16 protein-coding genes are annotated in these 17,042 nt (G+C 50.0%); 2 read left to right on the top strand and 14 right to left on the bottom strand.

From position 1 onward, the window contains the following. Window positions 1-25 precede the first annotated feature (25 nt). From ADA01nite_RS08785 to ADA01nite_RS08735, 12 genes are all read right to left on the bottom strand, one after another. Window positions 26-1,606 carry a DEAD/DEAH box helicase gene (locus ADA01nite_RS08785; RefSeq protein WP_146809579.1) on the bottom strand — a complete coding sequence of 527 codons (1,581 nt, stop codon included), beginning with the start codon at window positions 1,604-1,606 and terminating at the stop codon, window positions 26-28. After that, on the bottom strand, window positions 1,607-2,851 hold the full coding sequence (locus tag ADA01nite_RS08780; protein ID WP_146809578.1) for a competence/damage-inducible protein A: 1,245 nt from the start codon (window positions 2,849-2,851) through the stop codon (window positions 1,607-1,609). 48 nt (window positions 2,852-2,899) lie between these two features. Next, entirely contained in the window at window positions 2,900-3,478 is a 579-nt protein-coding gene (gene pgsA / locus ADA01nite_RS08775; RefSeq protein ID WP_146809577.1) for a CDP-diacylglycerol--glycerol-3-phosphate 3-phosphatidyltransferase, read from the bottom strand. Next, window positions 3,479-4,819 carry a 30S ribosomal protein S12 methylthiotransferase RimO gene (gene rimO, locus ADA01nite_RS08770; RefSeq protein ID WP_146809576.1) on the bottom strand — a complete coding sequence of 447 codons (1,341 nt, stop codon included), beginning with the start codon at window positions 4,817-4,819 and terminating at the stop codon, window positions 3,479-3,481. It abuts the gene before it with no gap. 104 nt (window positions 4,820-4,923) lie between these two features. After that, window positions 4,924-5,781, bottom strand: coding sequence for a helix-turn-helix domain-containing protein (locus tag ADA01nite_RS08765; protein ID WP_146809575.1), 858 nt, complete (start codon window positions 5,779-5,781; stop codon window positions 4,924-4,926). A gap of 31 nt (window positions 5,782-5,812) precedes the next feature. After that, window positions 5,813-6,613: a DUF3388 domain-containing protein gene (locus tag ADA01nite_RS08760; RefSeq protein ID WP_146809574.1), complete on the bottom strand. Its 801-nt coding sequence runs from the start codon at window positions 6,611-6,613 to the stop codon at window positions 5,813-5,815. 158 nt (window positions 6,614-6,771) lie between these two features. After that, a complete protein-coding gene (locus ADA01nite_RS08755; RefSeq protein ID WP_146809573.1) occupies window positions 6,772-7,026 on the bottom strand; it encodes a DUF3243 domain-containing protein in 255 nt (84 codons plus the stop codon). Between the two features lie 109 nt (window positions 7,027-7,135). Beyond that, window positions 7,136-7,870 carry an elongation factor P 5-aminopentanone reductase gene (gene ymfI, locus ADA01nite_RS08750; protein ID WP_146809572.1) on the bottom strand — a complete coding sequence of 245 codons (735 nt, stop codon included), beginning with the start codon at window positions 7,868-7,870 and terminating at the stop codon, window positions 7,136-7,138. A gap of 27 nt (window positions 7,871-7,897) precedes the next feature. Further along, window positions 7,898-9,184, bottom strand: a complete 1,287-nt coding sequence (yfmH, locus tag ADA01nite_RS08745; RefSeq protein WP_146809571.1) for an EF-P 5-aminopentanol modification-associated protein YfmH — start codon at window positions 9,182-9,184, stop codon at window positions 7,898-7,900. After that, entirely contained in the window at window positions 9,181-10,464 is a 1,284-nt protein-coding gene (gene yfmF / locus ADA01nite_RS08740; RefSeq protein ID WP_146809570.1) for an EF-P 5-aminopentanol modification-associated protein YfmF, read from the bottom strand. Before yfmF ends, yfmH begins: the two co-directional genes overlap by 4 nt. Before the next feature lie 63 nt (window positions 10,465-10,527). After that, window positions 10,528-10,689: a hypothetical protein gene (locus ADA01nite_RS21980; RefSeq protein ID WP_170230204.1), complete on the bottom strand. Its 162-nt coding sequence runs from the start codon at window positions 10,687-10,689 to the stop codon at window positions 10,528-10,530. A 269-nt stretch (window positions 10,690-10,958) separates the two neighbouring features. Beyond that, window positions 10,959-11,147: a hypothetical protein gene (locus ADA01nite_RS08735; protein WP_146809569.1), complete on the bottom strand. Its 189-nt coding sequence runs from the start codon at window positions 11,145-11,147 to the stop codon at window positions 10,959-10,961. A gap of 404 nt (window positions 11,148-11,551) precedes the next feature. Between ADA01nite_RS08735 and ADA01nite_RS08730 the strand changes: the two genes are divergently transcribed. After that, window positions 11,552-12,373: a serine/threonine protein kinase gene (locus ADA01nite_RS08730; protein ID WP_146809568.1), complete on the top strand. Its 822-nt coding sequence runs from the start codon at window positions 11,552-11,554 to the stop codon at window positions 12,371-12,373. Between the two features lie 66 nt (window positions 12,374-12,439). On the opposite strand, the gene ADA01nite_RS08725 is transcribed toward ADA01nite_RS08730, so the two are convergent. Then, on the bottom strand, window positions 12,440-13,282 hold the full coding sequence (locus ADA01nite_RS08725; RefSeq protein WP_146809567.1) for a sulfurtransferase: 843 nt from the start codon (window positions 13,280-13,282) through the stop codon (window positions 12,440-12,442). Window positions 13,283-13,324: 42 nt separating this feature from the next. After that, a complete protein-coding gene (locus ADA01nite_RS08720) occupies window positions 13,325-14,110 on the bottom strand; it encodes an enoyl-CoA hydratase/isomerase family protein (RefSeq protein WP_146809566.1) in 786 nt (261 codons plus the stop codon). Between the two features lie 238 nt (window positions 14,111-14,348). Here ADA01nite_RS08720 and ppdK point away from each other — a divergent pair, with 238 nt between their 5' ends. Next, window positions 14,349-17,039 carry a pyruvate, phosphate dikinase gene (ppdK, locus tag ADA01nite_RS08715; protein ID WP_146809565.1) on the top strand — a complete coding sequence of 897 codons (2,691 nt, stop codon included), beginning with the start codon at window positions 14,349-14,351 and terminating at the stop codon, window positions 17,037-17,039. Window positions 17,040-17,042 lie beyond the last annotated feature (3 nt).

Genomic DNA, 17,042 nt, shown 5'->3' with positions numbered 1-17,042 from the left:
GCCCGATGGCAGGAGGACTTTTTGTTTAGCGCTTGGAACGCGGCTTGGCGGGCTCGATGTTTACCCGTTTACCTTTAATCCGGGAGTGACGCAATGCTTCGTATACGAACGGTGCAATTTCCTGATCAACTTCGATAAAGGTAAAGTTATCGAAAATATCAATCCGGCCAATCGCCTTGCTGGAAGCACCGACTAATTCCGAGATTTCCTTAACCAAATCCGGCGGACGCACATCGAGGCTGCGGCCGATGTTCATGAAGAAACGAACCTTGCCTTTGGATGCGCCGGTATCGCCAAAATCATACAATTCTTCTTCCGCTGAAGACACAGAAGGCGCAAACGCAAGTGACAGTGCGGCTGCCGCTATCTTTTCCAGCGGATATTGTTCTTTCAGTTGTGCCACCACATCAAGGAACGGCGTCATATCTTCGTCCCCTTCCACCAGTGCAATCAACTGCTCTTTCCAGATTGTTTGCTGGCGTTCCATGACCTCTTCGATGGACGGCACGTTACGGGATTCAAGCGTCGTCTTGGAGATTTTTTCAATCGTGCGCAGCTGTTTCATTTCCCGCGGCGTTACCAGCGTCATTGCAATGCCTTTACGTCCCGCACGACCGGTACGACCAATACGGTGGACATAACTCTCCGGGTCCTGCGGAATATCATAGTTTACTACATGCGATACATTTCCCACGTCAATACCGCGTGCGGCCACGTCAGTAGCTACAAGCAGTTCAATCGTCGAGTCGCGGAACGATTGCATCACTTTATCGCGCTGCGCCTGGCTTAAATCACCGTGCAGACCACTCGCCAGATATCCTCGTTCCTGAAGCGCTTCCGTCAACTCGTCCACCCCGCGCTTCGTACGGCAGAAAACGATGCCAAGCTCGATTTCCTCACTGTCAAGAATGCGACAGAGGCTTTCAAGCTTACTGCGCTCAAATACTTTGTAATATACTTGCTCAATGGTCGGCGCGGTGACTTCCTTACGGCTAATCGCAACGGTTTCCGGGTTATTCATGTACTTGCGGGAGAGACGTAGAATTTCCTGCGGCATCGTCGCCGAGAAGAGGAGCGTCTGGCGATCGGTCGACGTCTCTTTGATAATGGCTTCAATGTCTTCCTGAAAGCCCATATCAAGCATTTCATCCGCTTCGTCAAGCACCAGCATGCTTACCTGGTCGAGACGCAGAGTCTTGCGGCGCAGATGATCAAGCACCCGGCCCGGCGTACCGATCACAACCTGTACGCCCTGCTTCAAAGCGCGAATCTGGTGTCCGATGGACTGTCCCCCATAGATAGGCAGCGTACGTACCCGCTTATATTTAGCGATTTTGCGCAGCTCGCCCGATACCTGGATCGCAAGTTCCCGCGTAGGCGTTAACACGATTGCCTGCACGGCGTTACGGTTTGTCACCTTTTCAATCAGCGGAAGACCGAATGCGGCCGTTTTGCCGGTACCGGTCTGCGCCTGGCCGATTAAGTCATGACCTTCAAGAATTTTCGGAATGCATTGTTCCTGAATCGGTGACGGTTCCTCAAAGCCCATATCGTGAATGGCCTGCTGAATCGTCTTATGCAAAGCAAAATCAGAGAAATGTGCCATTTAAAAACCACCTTTTTTTATTCGTTCAAGCATCGTAAAAATTGCATACTTCGCCGAGCGAAGCTGGATGGCAGGACGCTGCCCCGATAGGCGAAACGTTTTTATTTCCGTGTGCATCCCGTCGGTTGCACCGATATAAACGAGACCGACAGGCTTATCTTCCGAGGCGATTGGCCCGGCTTCACCCGTAATCGAAATACCGTACGTACTGCCAAGCCGCACGCGGACCTGCTCGGCCAGAATCCTGGCCGTCTCTTCGCTGACCGCCCCTGCCGATGCCAGAACATCCTGCGGTACCGCGAGCAGGCTCTCCTTCACCTCATTCGTATAACAAACAATCGAGCCTTTCAGTGCGGCTGAGCTTCCCGGAATCGATGTGACCAGATGACTAACCAGCCCTCCGGTAATACTCTCGGCGAACGCTACCGTTTCGCCTCTTTCGGTCAGTTGGCGTACCAGAACGGATTCGAGCGAATCGTCGTTATATCCGTAGATAAACTCTCCAACACGTCTATTGATTTCATGCTCAACGCTTCGGATCATCTCTTCGGCTTCCGCTACGCTTTTCGCCTTGGCGGTCAGACGGATTGTTACTTCCCCCTCTTTTGCAAGCGGGGCGATGGTCGGATTACTTTGTCCATCAATCAAATCAATAAGTTCTTCTTCCAGCGCCGACTCCCCGATACCAAAGAAACGAAGCACTTTTGAATGTACAACGTACTGATCACGAATGAGCGACAGCAGATGCGGCAGACCATATGTAGTAAACATTGGATATAGCTCGCGCGGCGGTCCCGGCAGCATCATTACATATTTGCCTTTATGCTCTATGACCATGCCTGGTGCCATACCGTGGTCATTGGGCAGCACGTGACTGCCTTCAATCACAAGCGCCTGCTTGCGGTTGTTATCTGTCATTTTAATACCACGTTTTTCAAAATACGATACAATCCGGTTTAGGGCCTGTTCATCATGTACCAGCGGACGTGCCACCGCACGCGCCACCGTCTCTTTCGTCAAATCATCTTTCGTAGGACCAAGTCCGCCCGAAAAAATAATCAGATCTGAGCGCGTGAACGCTTCTTGAATAAGCTTGTACAAGCGGTCCGCATTGTCACCGACGACGGTATGGTAGTAGACGCCAATTCCGACTTCGGCAAGCTTCTGTGAAAGGAACTGGGCGTTCGTGTTGGCGATTTGCCCGAGCAACAGTTCTGTTCCAACCGCAATAATCTCTGCTTTCATACGCAAACTCCTTCCAAATAAATCAACCGCCGGATACGGCGGATGAAGTTACGCGAGCGGAATTACTTTTTTGTTCTTCACAAAGTATTCCACGCCGGAAACAATCGTCATAATAACCGCTATCCATACCATGATTGTGGCGAACGGGAAGTGCCATGTCTCGAACGGGAAATTCTGCAGAATGAGTGATGCGACCGCGATAATTTGGAACACTGTTTTCCATTTCCCCAACTTGCTTGCGGCAATAACCAACCCTTCCGCAGCAGCCACCAGGCGAAGTCCCGTAACAGCGAATTCACGGCTAATGATGACGACCGCCACCCATGCGTCCAGACGCTGCATCTCTACGAGCGAGATAAGCACGGCAGAAATAAGCAGTTTATCAGCCAGAGGATCAAGAAACTTGCCCAAATTAGTCACCATCTTGCGTGAGCGGGCGATATACCCATCCAGTCCGTCCGTGATAGCGGCAATAATAAAAATAAGAGCGGCAATAAACTCGCTGTATGTAATATGTACGCCTCCGACTTTGATCGCTCCCAGGTCATCAAACCGTACGAGCAAAAAAATCATAACCACCGGCACGAGAAAAATTCGTGCCAGTGTAATCCGATTGGCCAGGTTCAACTAGATAACCTCCCCCGCAAGGTCAAAATCGTACGAATGAGTGATGCGTACCGGCACTATCTGCCCCAGCTCTCCCTTATATCCAGTTACAAACACTTCTCCGTCGATTTCGCTGGCATCGAACTGCGAGCGGCCGATATAGACATTATTCTTACCGTCGTATCCTTCAATAAGCACAGAAACGACTTTACCGACAAATCGGCCGTTGCGCTCGCTCGCAATTTCACGCTGTACTTCCATCAACTCATTCGCCCGGCGTTCAATCACATCCTGCGGCAGTTGATCTTCTAAGCGAGCGGCCGCGGTGCCTTCTTCCTGGGAATATGTAAATACACCAAGACGATCGAACTTGATTTCGCGCAGGAATGCTTTGAGATTCTCAAACTCTTCTTCCGTCTCTCCCGGGAATCCAACAATAATGGAAGTGCGGAGCGCCACATCCGGCACGGCGGCACGAATCTTGGCAACCAGCTCACGGGTGTCACGCTGGCGTCCGGGTCGAAGCATGCGCTTCAATACGCGATCCTCGCTATGCTGAAGCGGCATATCCACATATTTGCATACCTTTGGATTAGCAGCCATCTCTTCGATAAGCTCGTCCGTAAAGTATCCCGGATACGCATAGTGCAGACGAATCCATTCAATACCATCGACTTTCGATACTTCACGCAAAAGTTTATGCAATACACGTTCGCCATAAATATCAAATCCATAGTTGGTCGAATCCTGGGCAATAAGGTTGACTTCTTTTACCCCCTGCGCCGCCAGCTCTTTTGCTTCCGCAACAATGGATTCAATCGTACGGCTGCGAAATGCGCCGCGCAGCTGCGGGATAATACAGAACGTACACTTGTTGTCGCATCCTTCCGCAATCTTGATATAGGCGGAGTATGTACCTGCATCGACCTTGCGTCTTGTTACATTCTCATAAGAGAATGCCGGATTTCCCACGAAGATTGGCTTCTTGCCTTCCAGTGATTCTTCAATAATTTGATTGATTTTATCAAAATCGCCAGTCCCGACAATTCCATCGATCTCCGGCATTTCATCCATTAGTACTTCTTTGTAGCGCTGCGTTAGGCATCCTGCTACAATCAATGATTTCAGATTGCCGCTCTCTTTCAAATCGGCCACTTCCAAAATCGTATTGATCGATTCTTCTTTCGCTGCGTCAATAAAGCCGCACGTATTGACAATGACCACATCGGCTTCCTGCGGGTCATCTACGAGAAGGTAGCCGCGTTCATCGATCAACTGCGACATAATATCCGAGTCGACGAGGTTTTTCTCACATCCAAGTGTGATAATCGCTACTTTCTCTTTTGTTGCTGTTTTATCCAATTGATTTCCTCCGTCCGATAGACAAAAGAGTCTAATTTTCCATCTACCAGTATAATATACTGAAAAAAAGGTGTCAAAAGAAAAGCCCCTGAGAACTCAGGGACCTACTTGCGTATAATCTTAATTCGCTGCGAAGCCGTCTTCTTAGCTTGCGACATGTCAATCGGCTGTCCGTTCACCACGACTTCTACGTCACGTGCACGCGCGATGCGCAGCAGCGCTTCGTTACCTTTGTCCTGTGTCACCTCAAATGTTTGGCTTTGCCCTTCCTTCAGTGTTTGCTGTGTAATAAGGCCGTCTTTTCCGGAAATGTCCATCCAGTGGTCACCCGTTTTGGCCGTAACCTTAACCGTAATCTTATCCGCCCCGGTCACCTCGAAATTCATCGTTGATCCCGTTTTTGGCAGCGGTGTAACCTTACCGGCGGCTGCGGGCTGCTGGACCGGTTGCTGCGGCGGCTGCGGCTTCGTCTCCGGATTTTCCGGCGGCGGAACAAAAATATCGGTTTTCTTATCCAGCGGTGCTTCTTTTTGCGCCGCAGGCGGCGGAGCCGGCTGTTCTTTATCTTTTAGAAAATAGTTCACCGATGCCCAGATAACCCCGATGACAAGAATCGCAAACAAATATAATAAAATTCGCGAAACCCATTTGCTGCTGTTTCCGCTTTGCTCCTTGCGCCCGTGTCGGCTCTGCCTGAGCGGAGGAGGCGCCTCCTCTACCTTCGGCGGCTCCGGCAATTCGGAAGCGTACTGGCCAATAAGCTCATCGGCGTCAAGTCCTACCGCCTCCGCGTAGCTTTTTATGAAAGCCCGAACATAAAAGTGCCCGGGGAGTACGTCAAAATTGCCGTTTTCAATCGCTTCCAGATAACGTCGTTGTATCTTGGTTGCCTCCTGTACTTCGGCAAGCGACATTCCTTTTTCCTGTCTGGCTTTTCGTAACACTTCTGCGAGCTCAGACAAATCATCCACCTCCTGCCTCTCCGGTTCTCTTCTATGGAATGTCCAATCCGGAGAATCCTGTTTCAACGTTTTCGTATGTAATTTCCTCTTCGGGATGGTTACGCAATTCAATAATGTAGTCAAAATCCGACATTTCGTATTCTGTTTCACGCACAAAAATATCCGGATGCTCAATGACTTTTGTATACGGCATGCGCAAAATCTCGCGCATTAACATCGCATGCCGCTCCGTGCTCCGCATCGTGGAAACAATGCCGTCAATCATATAGACATGCTGACTGCCGTTCATTTCTTCCACGGTAAGCTGGTTGCGGACCGTCTGGCGCAGCAGCGTAGAAGAAATAAACGTCCAGCGTTTATTGGCGGATACGCAGGCCGCAACGGTAGATTCGGTCTTCCCGACCCGCGGCATCCCCCGGATTCCAATCATCTGATTTCCTTCACGTTTAAAAATTTCGGCCATAAAGTCAACCAGGACGCCAATTTCTTCACGCACAAAGCGGAATGTCTTTTTATCTTCTGCATCCCGTTCGATATAGCGGCCATGACGAACCGCAAGCAAATCCAATATCGTAGGCTGGCGCAGTTTGCGCAGCGTTATATTATCAACCTTTTCCAATATGCTGCCCAACAATTCGATTTTTTTTGCGTCATCGGTTTGGATTAGCATACCACGGCGACGATTAATCGTTCCGTTTAAGGATTCTACCCCGTTAATCGTAATAATGTTAATGGCCAGCATCCCAAGAATGGAAGCGACATCTCCCAATAGTCCGGGCCGATTTTTATGAATCTCATATTCAAGATACCAATCTTGTTTTTCCGTTTCCATCTCAAGTAAAACGCCCTTTCCCTGTTTGATTCTTCTTCCATAACGACATTATTCTACACTAAAAAATAAAATCCTTCCAATAGAAAAAAGCATGAAACGCATAAAAAAACATGAAAAAGGAAAAATCCCCTCGCAAAAGAGGGGAAGAGAGAAAGATGTCATTGCTTCTTATTCTGCACGTAGTTAATCATGGCGCCCGCCATTGCGTGGCGCTGTTCCTCGGTGCCAGCATCCCAAAGCTCTTTGAGAAGGCGTTCCTGCTCGTTTTTCGGATCAACCTGGTTTGACAGATAGTTACCGATTTGGTACGCCACATTTTCCATCGTTTCCTTTTCCATGCCAACGGTCGCCGCCTGTGCTACGCGCTGCGCCAAGAATGATTTCCAATCTTGAAAGTTGTCCAGGACTGACATGTCGTGTTCCTCCTTCATGATCATGTGAAGAGCATTCTGCCCTCCACAGTTAGCATGCGTTGCAAGGAGGCGCTTTATTCACATGTTCAAAGAATTTGATCCTGCCCTCCTAGCAATACCATGCCCCGTTCGGGCTGATAATCTGCCCGTTGATGTAGCCTGCTTCGTCACCGGCAAGGAAAGCAGCGAGGGCAGCAATTTCTTCAGGGGTACCCATTCGACCCGCAGGAATTTCTTCAACAATGGCAGCCAATTCTTCTTCGTTAAATGCACCCGTCATCATTTCGGTACGAATAAGACCCGGTGCAATGCAGTTCACCGTAATGCCCGACGGCGCCACCTCTTTCGCCAGAGCTTTCGTAAACGATATAACCGCCCCTTTGGCGGTCGAATACAGTACTTCGAAGCTCGCTCCGGTAAGCCCCCAAATGGACGATACGGTAATGATGCGGCCAAAGCGGCGCCGCACCATGTGAGGCAGGGCAAGGCGCGCGCAGAAAAACGGCGCGCGCACATGCACATTCATCATCTTCTCCCACTCTTCAGTCGTCACATCCTGCACCATCCCGTATGCGCTCAATCCTGCATTCAGTACCAGCACATCCGGCGCTTGCAGCAATTGTCCGTACAGTTGCTCGGCACCATCCGGCGCCGTTAAATCGGCCCGCACCAGCGTTACTTCCGCTCCTTCAGTACCGCAGCGCTTCGCCACCTCTTCCGCTTCCTGTACAGAACTGTTGTAGTGCAGTGTGAGATTATAGCCCGCCCGGGCAAGCCGGAGGGCAATGGCCGCTCCGATGCCGCGGCTTGCTCCGGTTACGCAAGCGTATCTCTGTTGTCTCATTATTTCCCCTCTCCCGCTCACGATCCGTCATGCTTCGGATGAAGTCACGATGGACACTGAGAACTGTGCGAAATCGACGTGTTCTTTCAGCCGCGCATTGACATCTTCAAGCGTTATCCCTTCCAGGATATTCCCGCGGGCGAACAGGTCAGTCCCGCCGAACCGGTATTTCGTAAACGAATTGGCAATAAACTCCACCGAATTAAGGGCACGGAGAAATTCCCCGGTCTTCTTTTTCTTCGAAAGCATAAAGGACTCCTCATCAACGCCCCTGGCGAGCACATTTTTAAGCTCGCTCTCTACCATCGATACCAGCGCATCCGGGTCCTTCGTATCGCCTCCGATGATGGAAAAACCGTACTGCGGCTCACCCGAATAGTCAGCGCTGAATCCGTTGTTAATCAATCCGGCATCATACAGCTTCTGGTACAAATCGGAACTCGGACTAAATAAAATATCGAGCAGAATTTCCGTTGCCACTTCCCGTTTGACCAACTCTTCGCCGATTAGACCGGCCCGCTTATCTTTAAAACCGAATAGGCATTTCGGAATGCCGACCGGCAGATGAACAACAGAACGTTTCTGTGCCACCGTCTCCGGCTCTTCCGGATAGAAACGCTTTATGGGTGCCTGTTTGTCATACGGCTTCCCGGCCTGATTCTTGCGCACAAGCTCCATCATTTCTTCCGGGTTCACCGCCCCTACGATGAACAACAGCATATTGGACGGATGATAGAATGTTTCATAGCACTCATAAAGCAGCTCTTTTGTAATCTTGCTAATCGATTCGACCGTGCCAGCGATGTCAATCTTTACCGGATGATTATGATAATAATTGGCAATAAGCCCAAAGTACACCCGCCAGTCCGCATCATCATCGTACATGCGAATTTCCTGGCCGATGATGCCCTTTTCCTTCTCTACGTTCTGATCGGTAAAATACGGTTTCTGCACGAAGTTCAGCAGCGTCTCCACATTATGCGCCACATCCTGTGTGCTCGAGAACAAATACGCTGTACGATCAAAACTTGTAAATGCATTTGCCGACGCACCGTGCGCCGCAAACTCAGCAAACACATCGCCGTCCTCTTCTTCAAACATCTTGTGCTCAAGGAAGTGGGCAATGCCGTCCGGCACCTTTATCCGCTCCTTGCCCGGTGCCTGAAACTCGTTATCAATGGACCCGTATCGGGTCGTGAATGTCGCATATGTCTTGCTGAATCCGGGTTTGGGCAGGATGTATACTTCCAGGCCATTGTCCAATTGGTCGTAATAAAGCGTCTCATTCAACCGTTCGTAGCGTTTCGTTTTCATTTCGCCTCCCCCTTTCCGCGCAAGAAATAAATTGTATCGATCTCCACTTTCTGCGCGACGCGTGCAATATCATCCTTTGTAGTGCGGGAAATCGCATCCAGGATTTCTTCCAACGAGCGGCGGCGGCCGGCCAGACGGCCGTTGTAATCCATGTTGGCGATAGCTCCTGCATTGTCCCTTGTCTCGCGCAGTTGATTGGAAAGCGTGGCTTTCGTCTGGTTCAGCTCGATATCTGTAATCTCGCCGCGCTTCATCATTTCCAACTGTTCTTTAATAATGGCAAGGGCTTTATCGTAGTTTCCCGTCTCGATTCCCGACATGATCATACACAATCCCTTGTGCGTCTCAAGCTGCGATACCGCGTAGTACGCAAGAGATGCTTTCTCCCGTACATTCATAAATAGCTTGGAGTGCGGGAACCCGCCCAGTACACCGTTATACATCATCAGATGCACATAGTCATCGTCCGCATACCCGGTTTGTGTACGCATGCCAATGTTAAGCTTGCCCTGGGCAACATTAAGCTCTTCCGTTATGACACGCTCTTCGGCTACGTCTTTTTTATACGAAGTCGGGGGAAGCTCTTTTACGCCGGACGGCTTCAGAGGAATATGCTGCCGGAGAAGTTCCGCCGCCTTCTCAGGCTGCACGTCTCCAATGACATACATATCCACCGGGTATGAAGCCAGTACCTCCTGATAAAAAGCATACAGCGCTTCCGGCGTAATTTGTGGGATTTGTTCGCGGATGCCATACGACAGCAACCGGTACGGCTCGCTCTGGCACATCTCTTCGGTCAGCCGCTGGTTGGCATACCGCATTTTATCGTCGATTAAACCTTCAATACGCTTGGTAAGCGCCTCTTTCTCCAAGTCGACCACTTTTTTCGCGAAAGCTCCGTTCTCCAGCAACGGACGTGTCAACACCTCGCCTAGAAAACGCACGCCGTCCTCCAGCAGCGGACGCGAGTCTGTCAGGTACTTCTCATTGGCAATTTCAAGATAAAATTGAATGATTTGTCTCTCACCGCGCTTCATAACGCCTGCATTGAAAATAGCGCCATACAGCGAATCGAGGTGGCGCTGTAGATGCGCCGGATTCGGATAGCGCTCCGTGCCGCGCTGCAGCACATTCGGCAGCAGGGCCCCTCTGGTAACGAGATTTTCCTCAAGCGGCAGTTGAATATGTATCAAAATTGTCGTCGTTTTGAACTTTTGCGTAGGCAAAATGTGAATACCAAGACCGTCCTGTTCACGGCTTACAAACGATAGTTCACTCATGTGCCCGCTCCTTTCCGTTTTCCTTCTATTGTACCCGATTTAACAAACGATACCAAACACGGGCTACATGTCAGACTCGAAGACATGCCTTTCTACCCGTCTGCTTTCCTCCTCGGTCATTGCATGAAACCGGCCGCATGTCTCCGCCAGGCAAAGCATTCCTGTGAGGTTGCTGTCCTGATACGGCATACCCTGTTCGCTCCCGCAATACGGACATTTCCACATAAAAAAAACTCCTTTCCCGTTATGTTGTTTATAGTCTGCACGCCGAAAGAAGTTTTATGTCATATCCTTTTTGTGTGAAAATCGTGAGGAAAGAAGGAAAGGGGAGAAGAAATACGTTCCGGGGAAGAAAAAGGCGTTCGCCTTTTTTATATTAAAATCCCCTCCTCGTTCTCTTCTCTTTTTCCCTTCACACCTCAAAAGTCAGCCGCCCTTTTTATGATTTTCATGGCTGGGTTGCAGTTGAAACGCCATGGGAATTTTTTGGGTCGTTATCGTCCCATGTCCGTTTGAGGCGTTGCCATAATAAGAGAATCCAGCAGCCGAATCCAACCATGCGCTGCGCAAACGCTCGCTTCCGCTTCAACCAAGTCTTCCGTCGTATTAAGCAGCGTGGCAAGTTCTCCGATATCGATTCGTCCCTTTTCCCACACAATCCGCAAAAATTCGTTTCGAAACACGGCGAAGCCCCTCCTTGTTTCTCCTATTCGCTTGCTTAATAGGTTTATTATACAAATTTTCACCGGCGCATTTTGTCTAATCATGTCGCCCCTCTCACAAAAATATTTCGTTTTTATCCGGCAAAATGCCGTATATTTCCCGGAAGTTGCAACTATTTTCCTCTATCTTCGTAGAAACGTATAATGAGCCAATAAAACCACTATGGTGTTTCAGCCGCAACCCCGACATGAAAATCATGGGGGAGCGGCTGACTTTTGGGGTATGAAGAAAAAGAGAGGGAAGAATGAGGAGAAGATTTCAATGGTGAAAAAGGCGAAGGCCTTTTTCTTCTCTGGATCTTATTTCCTCTTTCCCTTCCTTCTTTTCTCATGATTTTCACAGAAAAAATAAAGGACCGGTGCGCATGTGGAAACAATGGTATCAGCGCCTGCGGGAATGGTGGGTCGATAAACCGCATAAGGCGGGTACGTTAATCAAAGCCCGCTATGAAGTCATTCGCACACTTGGTATGGGCAGCTATGGAATTTCTTATCTTGTAATGGACCGGACCCTGCAAGAAGAACGCGTTCTGAAGCAAGTGCGGCCCAGCCGTCTGGACAGTCCAAAAGGCCGTCCGCTGTATGAATATGAAGTCAGCTTGCTGTCCTCGCTGCACCACCCGCAATTCCCGCGTGTGTTTGACTCATTTGAGGAAAAAGGGCAACTCTACTACGTCATGAGCTATATTAAAGGGAGCACGCTGGAAGACATGCTGTTTGAAGAGAAGGCATCATTTACTGAGCGGGAAGCGTGGCGCATCATTCTTCAGATTCTTACGCTTGTAGAATACCTGCACAGTAAGCGGATTGTTCACCGTGATATCCGGATTCCAAACGTAATCTGGAATGAAGGGAAAGTATACCTGCTTGACTTCGGACTGGCCCGCTATCTGGGAGATTCTCCTTCCTATTTTGAAGACACAGGCGATCATTACTGGCTTGAAAAAAAACTAAAGCGGGAGGTACACCCGCGCAGCGACATTTACGCGCTCGGACATTTTATGCTCTTCATGCTGTACAGCACATACGACGCAGAGGAGGAGGAGCCTGAGCGAAGCTGGGAAGAAGAACTTTCGCTTGCACCTGAGACCGTGCGAATGCTCAGGCGCATGCTTCAGTTCGATGAACCGTATGAAACGGTGGAGGAGCTGAAAAACAACATTGAGGCGTATTTGCAAACCCAATAAACGAAGCGGGAGAGCATGTGCCTCCCGCCTTATTTCCACCCTTTATTTACATAATGAAATTATGTGTCACCTAGCCCCTTTGGCCTTCTCATTTTCTGGATAGGAAATCCAATCGCTCCAGCTTCCCGCATACAATTTTGCATTTTTATACCCGAGTCGTTCCAGCACGAATAAATTAGCGCATGCTGTAACTCCGGAGCCGCAGTAGACGATAATTTCCCGGTCTCTAGGCAATTCGGCGAAGCGCTGACGAAGTGCCGTTTCACTCTTTAAAAATCCTTTCTCATCCACAATCGCCTGCCAATCATAGTTGACCGCACCGGGAATATGACCGCCTATCGGATCGATGGTTTCCGCTTCGCCGGTATATCGGTTACATGCGCGAGAGTCGATTAACACAGCTCCATCTTCTCCAAGTCCAAGATTCCGGCGAATATCTTCTACGCCGCACAGCCAATCTTTTTGAACATGTGGTATGTATGTTGCAGGCAAGCGTTCAGGAATTTCTTTCGTAATCGAGTGGCCGGCTTCTTTCCAGGCCTCATACCCGCCATCAAGCAGAGCCGCGTTCCGATGTCCGACATAACGCAGGACCCAGTAGGCGCGTGCGGCCATCGCCCCTTTTTGGTCATCATACAGTACAACCAGCGTATCGTTATCAATTCCTGCCCTGCCAAGCTTGTCTGCGAATGTATCAGCATCCGGCCACGGATGGCGGCCGCCGTGCTCGGCTTTTGGCGCTGACAGATCCTTTTCCAAATCAAAATATACCGCACCGGGAATATGATCCGCTTCATATTCTTCTCTTCCTTTATCAGGGTTGCCCAGCACAAATCTGCAATCCGCCACTACAATATTTTTATCGTGCAAATGTTCCGCAAGCCATGAAACTGAAACAAGCGTATCCATTCTATCCTCTCCTTCACCTCATACGTCTTCTCTGTTTATGCGTTACTCACCGGTAAACATCGGCTTACGCTTCTCTTTAAACGCCTGTACTCCTTCACGATGATCCGCCGTGCTCGCCATAACCGTCTGGGCCGTCTGCTCCATTCCCAGCATGGCTTCCAAATCTGCCGTCAGCGCCTGATTGGCGAGCTTTTTGATCATCGCATACGTACGCGACGGACCATTCGCTAACTGTACGGCTAATTTTTTTGTCTCTTCCGCGAGAGCACTAGCCGGGAACACTTCATTTACAATGCCCCACTCTTGCGCCTTAGCCGCCGAAAGAATTTTGCCTGTAAACAGCATTTCTTTTGCCCTGTACGTCCCCAGTGTACGCGGCAGGAAGAACATGCCGCCTCCATCAGCCACCAGGCCAATTTGTGCAAACCCTGCCGAGAACTTAGCATCGTCTGAGGCTACAATCATGTCGCAGGCCAATGCAAGGCACAGGCCGGCACCCGCTGCGTATCCGTGCACTGCCGCGATAATCGGCTTCTCCAGTTTGCTCATGGAACGCACCAGGTAGTTCAGCTTGCCTACAAAATCGTGAATATCCAGGGGAGTGAAATCGCTCATGCTTTTTACATCACCGCCGGCGCAGAAAGCCCGTCCTGCTCCCGAGATAACGACCGTCTTCACTTCCCGATTACGACCGGCTTCCTCCATCGCCTGAACAAGGCCGTTCAGCATCTCTTCACTGTAAGCATTTAATACTTCAGGACGCTGTAAAACGATTGACATAACTCCTTGCTCGATTGCCGCACTGACAACCGACGTCCGGATGCTCATATGTACTGCCCCCTTTTATTAATTTGCAGGATTTTTTGTTTCTGGCTAGAAGTGAATACTAAAGTCAAGATGCGTTACCGAATCGTTTGAATTTACTGTCTTTTATCGTAGCAAAGGTTTGTCAATAAAGTCAACGTTTGTTCACAAACCAATACAACTTTTCTACTATAATAAAAGGGAGTAGACACAAATATGCAGGCCAACAAATCGGAGGTGTGCGCCGTATCCGGCAATAACCATGAGTGAGAAATACGTTTACCTATTTCACGAAGGCAACGCAAGCATGAATGAGCTTCTCGGAAGGAAAGGCGCCAACCTGGCGGAAATGACAGGACTTGGTCTTCCGGTCCCGTCCGGCTTTACGATTACAACGAGTGCCTGCCGTCGCTTCTATGAAGAAGGTAAAATCGTTCATCCCGATATCGAAAAAGAGATATACACGGCTCTTCATACACTGGAAAAGACTACGGGAAAACGCTTTGGTCATCCAAGCAATCCACTACTCGTATCGGTTCGTTCCGGTTCATCTACTTCCATGCCCGGCATGATGGATACGATTCTGAATCTGGGGCTGAATGATTACACGGTTGCCGCTCTTGCCAAGCATAAAGAAAATAAGCATTTTGCATACGACTCATACCGTCGCTTTATTCAGATGTTCAGCTCTATTGTGCTCGGCGTGGATGATGACTTGTTCGAAGATGAACTGGAGAAGATGAAACGCCATGCAAGCGTACAGCAGGACTCCCAGTTGACAGCCGATCACTTGCTCGATTTAATCTTAATTTTCAAAGAAATCGTGTTCAAGGAAACGGGGCAGAAGTTTCCGCAGGACCCTAAACAGCAGCTTATCACCGCGATCGGGGCTGTATTCGATTCCTGGTACAATCCGCGGGCAACGTTTTACCGGCGCATCCATAAAATACCGGATGACATCGGTACCGCCGTCACCGTTCAGCAGATGGTATTCGGCAATCTGGGTCCAAACTCCGGAACAGGTATCGCTTTTACCCGCCATCCGTCCACCGGAGAAAACGAGCTGTTCGGCGAGTTTATGTTTAGTGCACAGGGAGAAGACATCGTAGCAGGTATCCGGACGCCCCAGCCGATGACAGTGCTGCAGGAGAGGCTGCCCGAGACATTTATCCAGTTTGAAAAAATAGCTCAGGATTTGGAAAAACATTACCGTGATGTGCAGGATATCGAGTTTACCGTTGAGGAAGGCAAACTGTATGTGCTGCAGACCCGTTCCGCCAAACGAACTGCAGAAGCCAATATCAAAATTGCGGTTGATATGGCAAACGAGGGCCTTATTACACGTGAAGAGGCCATTATGCGCGTTGATCCTGCTTCCATCGTGCCACTAATGCAGCATACGATCGATCCGAACGCGGAGCTGAATGTGATTGGCAAAGGGCTTGATGCCAGTTCCGGAGCGGCAACCGGCATCATTGTTTTCGACGCCGAAGAAGCGGAGCGCCAGCATAGAACAGGGCATTCGGTTATCCTGGTGCGCCAGGAGACGACGCCGGAAGACATTCATGGCATTCTGGCCAGCGCCGGAGTATTGACCACCCGGGGCGGAGTGACCAGCCATGCTGCGGTTGTAGCACGCGATCTGGGTACGCCTTCCGTTGTCGGCTGTGAATCGTTTAAAGTGGATATGGAGCAGCGTGAACTGCGTACGGACTCCATTACATTAAAAGAAGGCGACGTCATTACGATTTGCGGATCGACCGGCCGGATCATCCTCGGTGAAGTGCCACTGGTGCCACCGAAGCTCTCCAAAGAATTCTGCACACTGCTCGAATGGGCGAACGAATTTAAAACGATGTGCGTTTACAGCAGCGTAAATACCCCGCAGGAAGCAGAGTTGGCGCGCCGTATGGGAGCGGAAGGCGTCGGTTTGTGCCGTACGGAGCTAATGTTTATGGACCCGGAACGCCTGCCTCGTGTAACCCGAATGATTCTTGCCCACAATCAGCGCGAGCGCAAGAAAGCGCTGAACGAGCTAATTCCGCTACAGAAATCCGACTTCCATGGTATTTTTCGGGCGATGGAGGGCAAACAGGTCACCATCCGCTTAATCGATCCACCGCTGCACGAGTTTCTGCCAAACCCGGCGACACTTGCGCTCGAGTTAGAGAGAGCACGCGTAGCGGGCGACAAGAAAGTGGTAGAGGAAAAAGAGGCGCTACAACAGCGAATCGAAACTCTGCATGAGCTAAATCCTTCATTCGGACACCGGGGCTGCCGGATCGGCATTACGTATCCGGAAATTTACGAAGTGCAGACACGTGCGATTGCGGAAGCAGCGCTGGAACTAAAGGCTGAAGGGATTACCGTCTACCCGCGCATTATCGTACCGCTCGTCAGCGATTGGCGCGAGATGAAAGCGGTGCGGGAAACGGTAGAAGAAACACTGCAACAGGTATTCAGCGTATACCGTGATCGAATCGAGATCCCGATCGGTGCATTCATCGAGCTGCCGCGCGCATGCATTACGGCAGACAAGGTGGCGGAATATGCCGATTTCTTCATCTTCGGCACGAACGACTTGACGCAGTCGACCTACGGATTCAGCCGCGATGATGCGGAAGGCAAATATCTTGCTTATTACCTGGATCACAATGTTTTACCGGAAAACCCGTTCATCTATCTGGATGAAGAAGGGGTGGGCAATTTGATTGAGATTGCCATCGAGCGGAGCCGCAAATGCAAGGCCGATCTGAAGATCGGGGTATGCGGCGAGCATACGAGCGAGAAAGACTCTGTATTCTTCCTGCAGAACTTGAACATGAATTTCATCTCCTCGGTTCCGCAGCGGGTCCCATGCGCACGCATTGCTGCCGCTCAGGCCGCCATCCGCACCCGACAACAAAACGCTGTTGCCAGCAATAAGAAAAATTCGCTTACGAAAGAAGAATGAATT

This window comes from Aneurinibacillus danicus (assembly GCF_007991215.1).
Lineage (GTDB): Bacteria > Bacillota > Bacilli > Aneurinibacillales > Aneurinibacillaceae > Aneurinibacillus > Aneurinibacillus danicus.
This window is presented reverse-complemented; position numbering and strand designations above follow the sequence as displayed.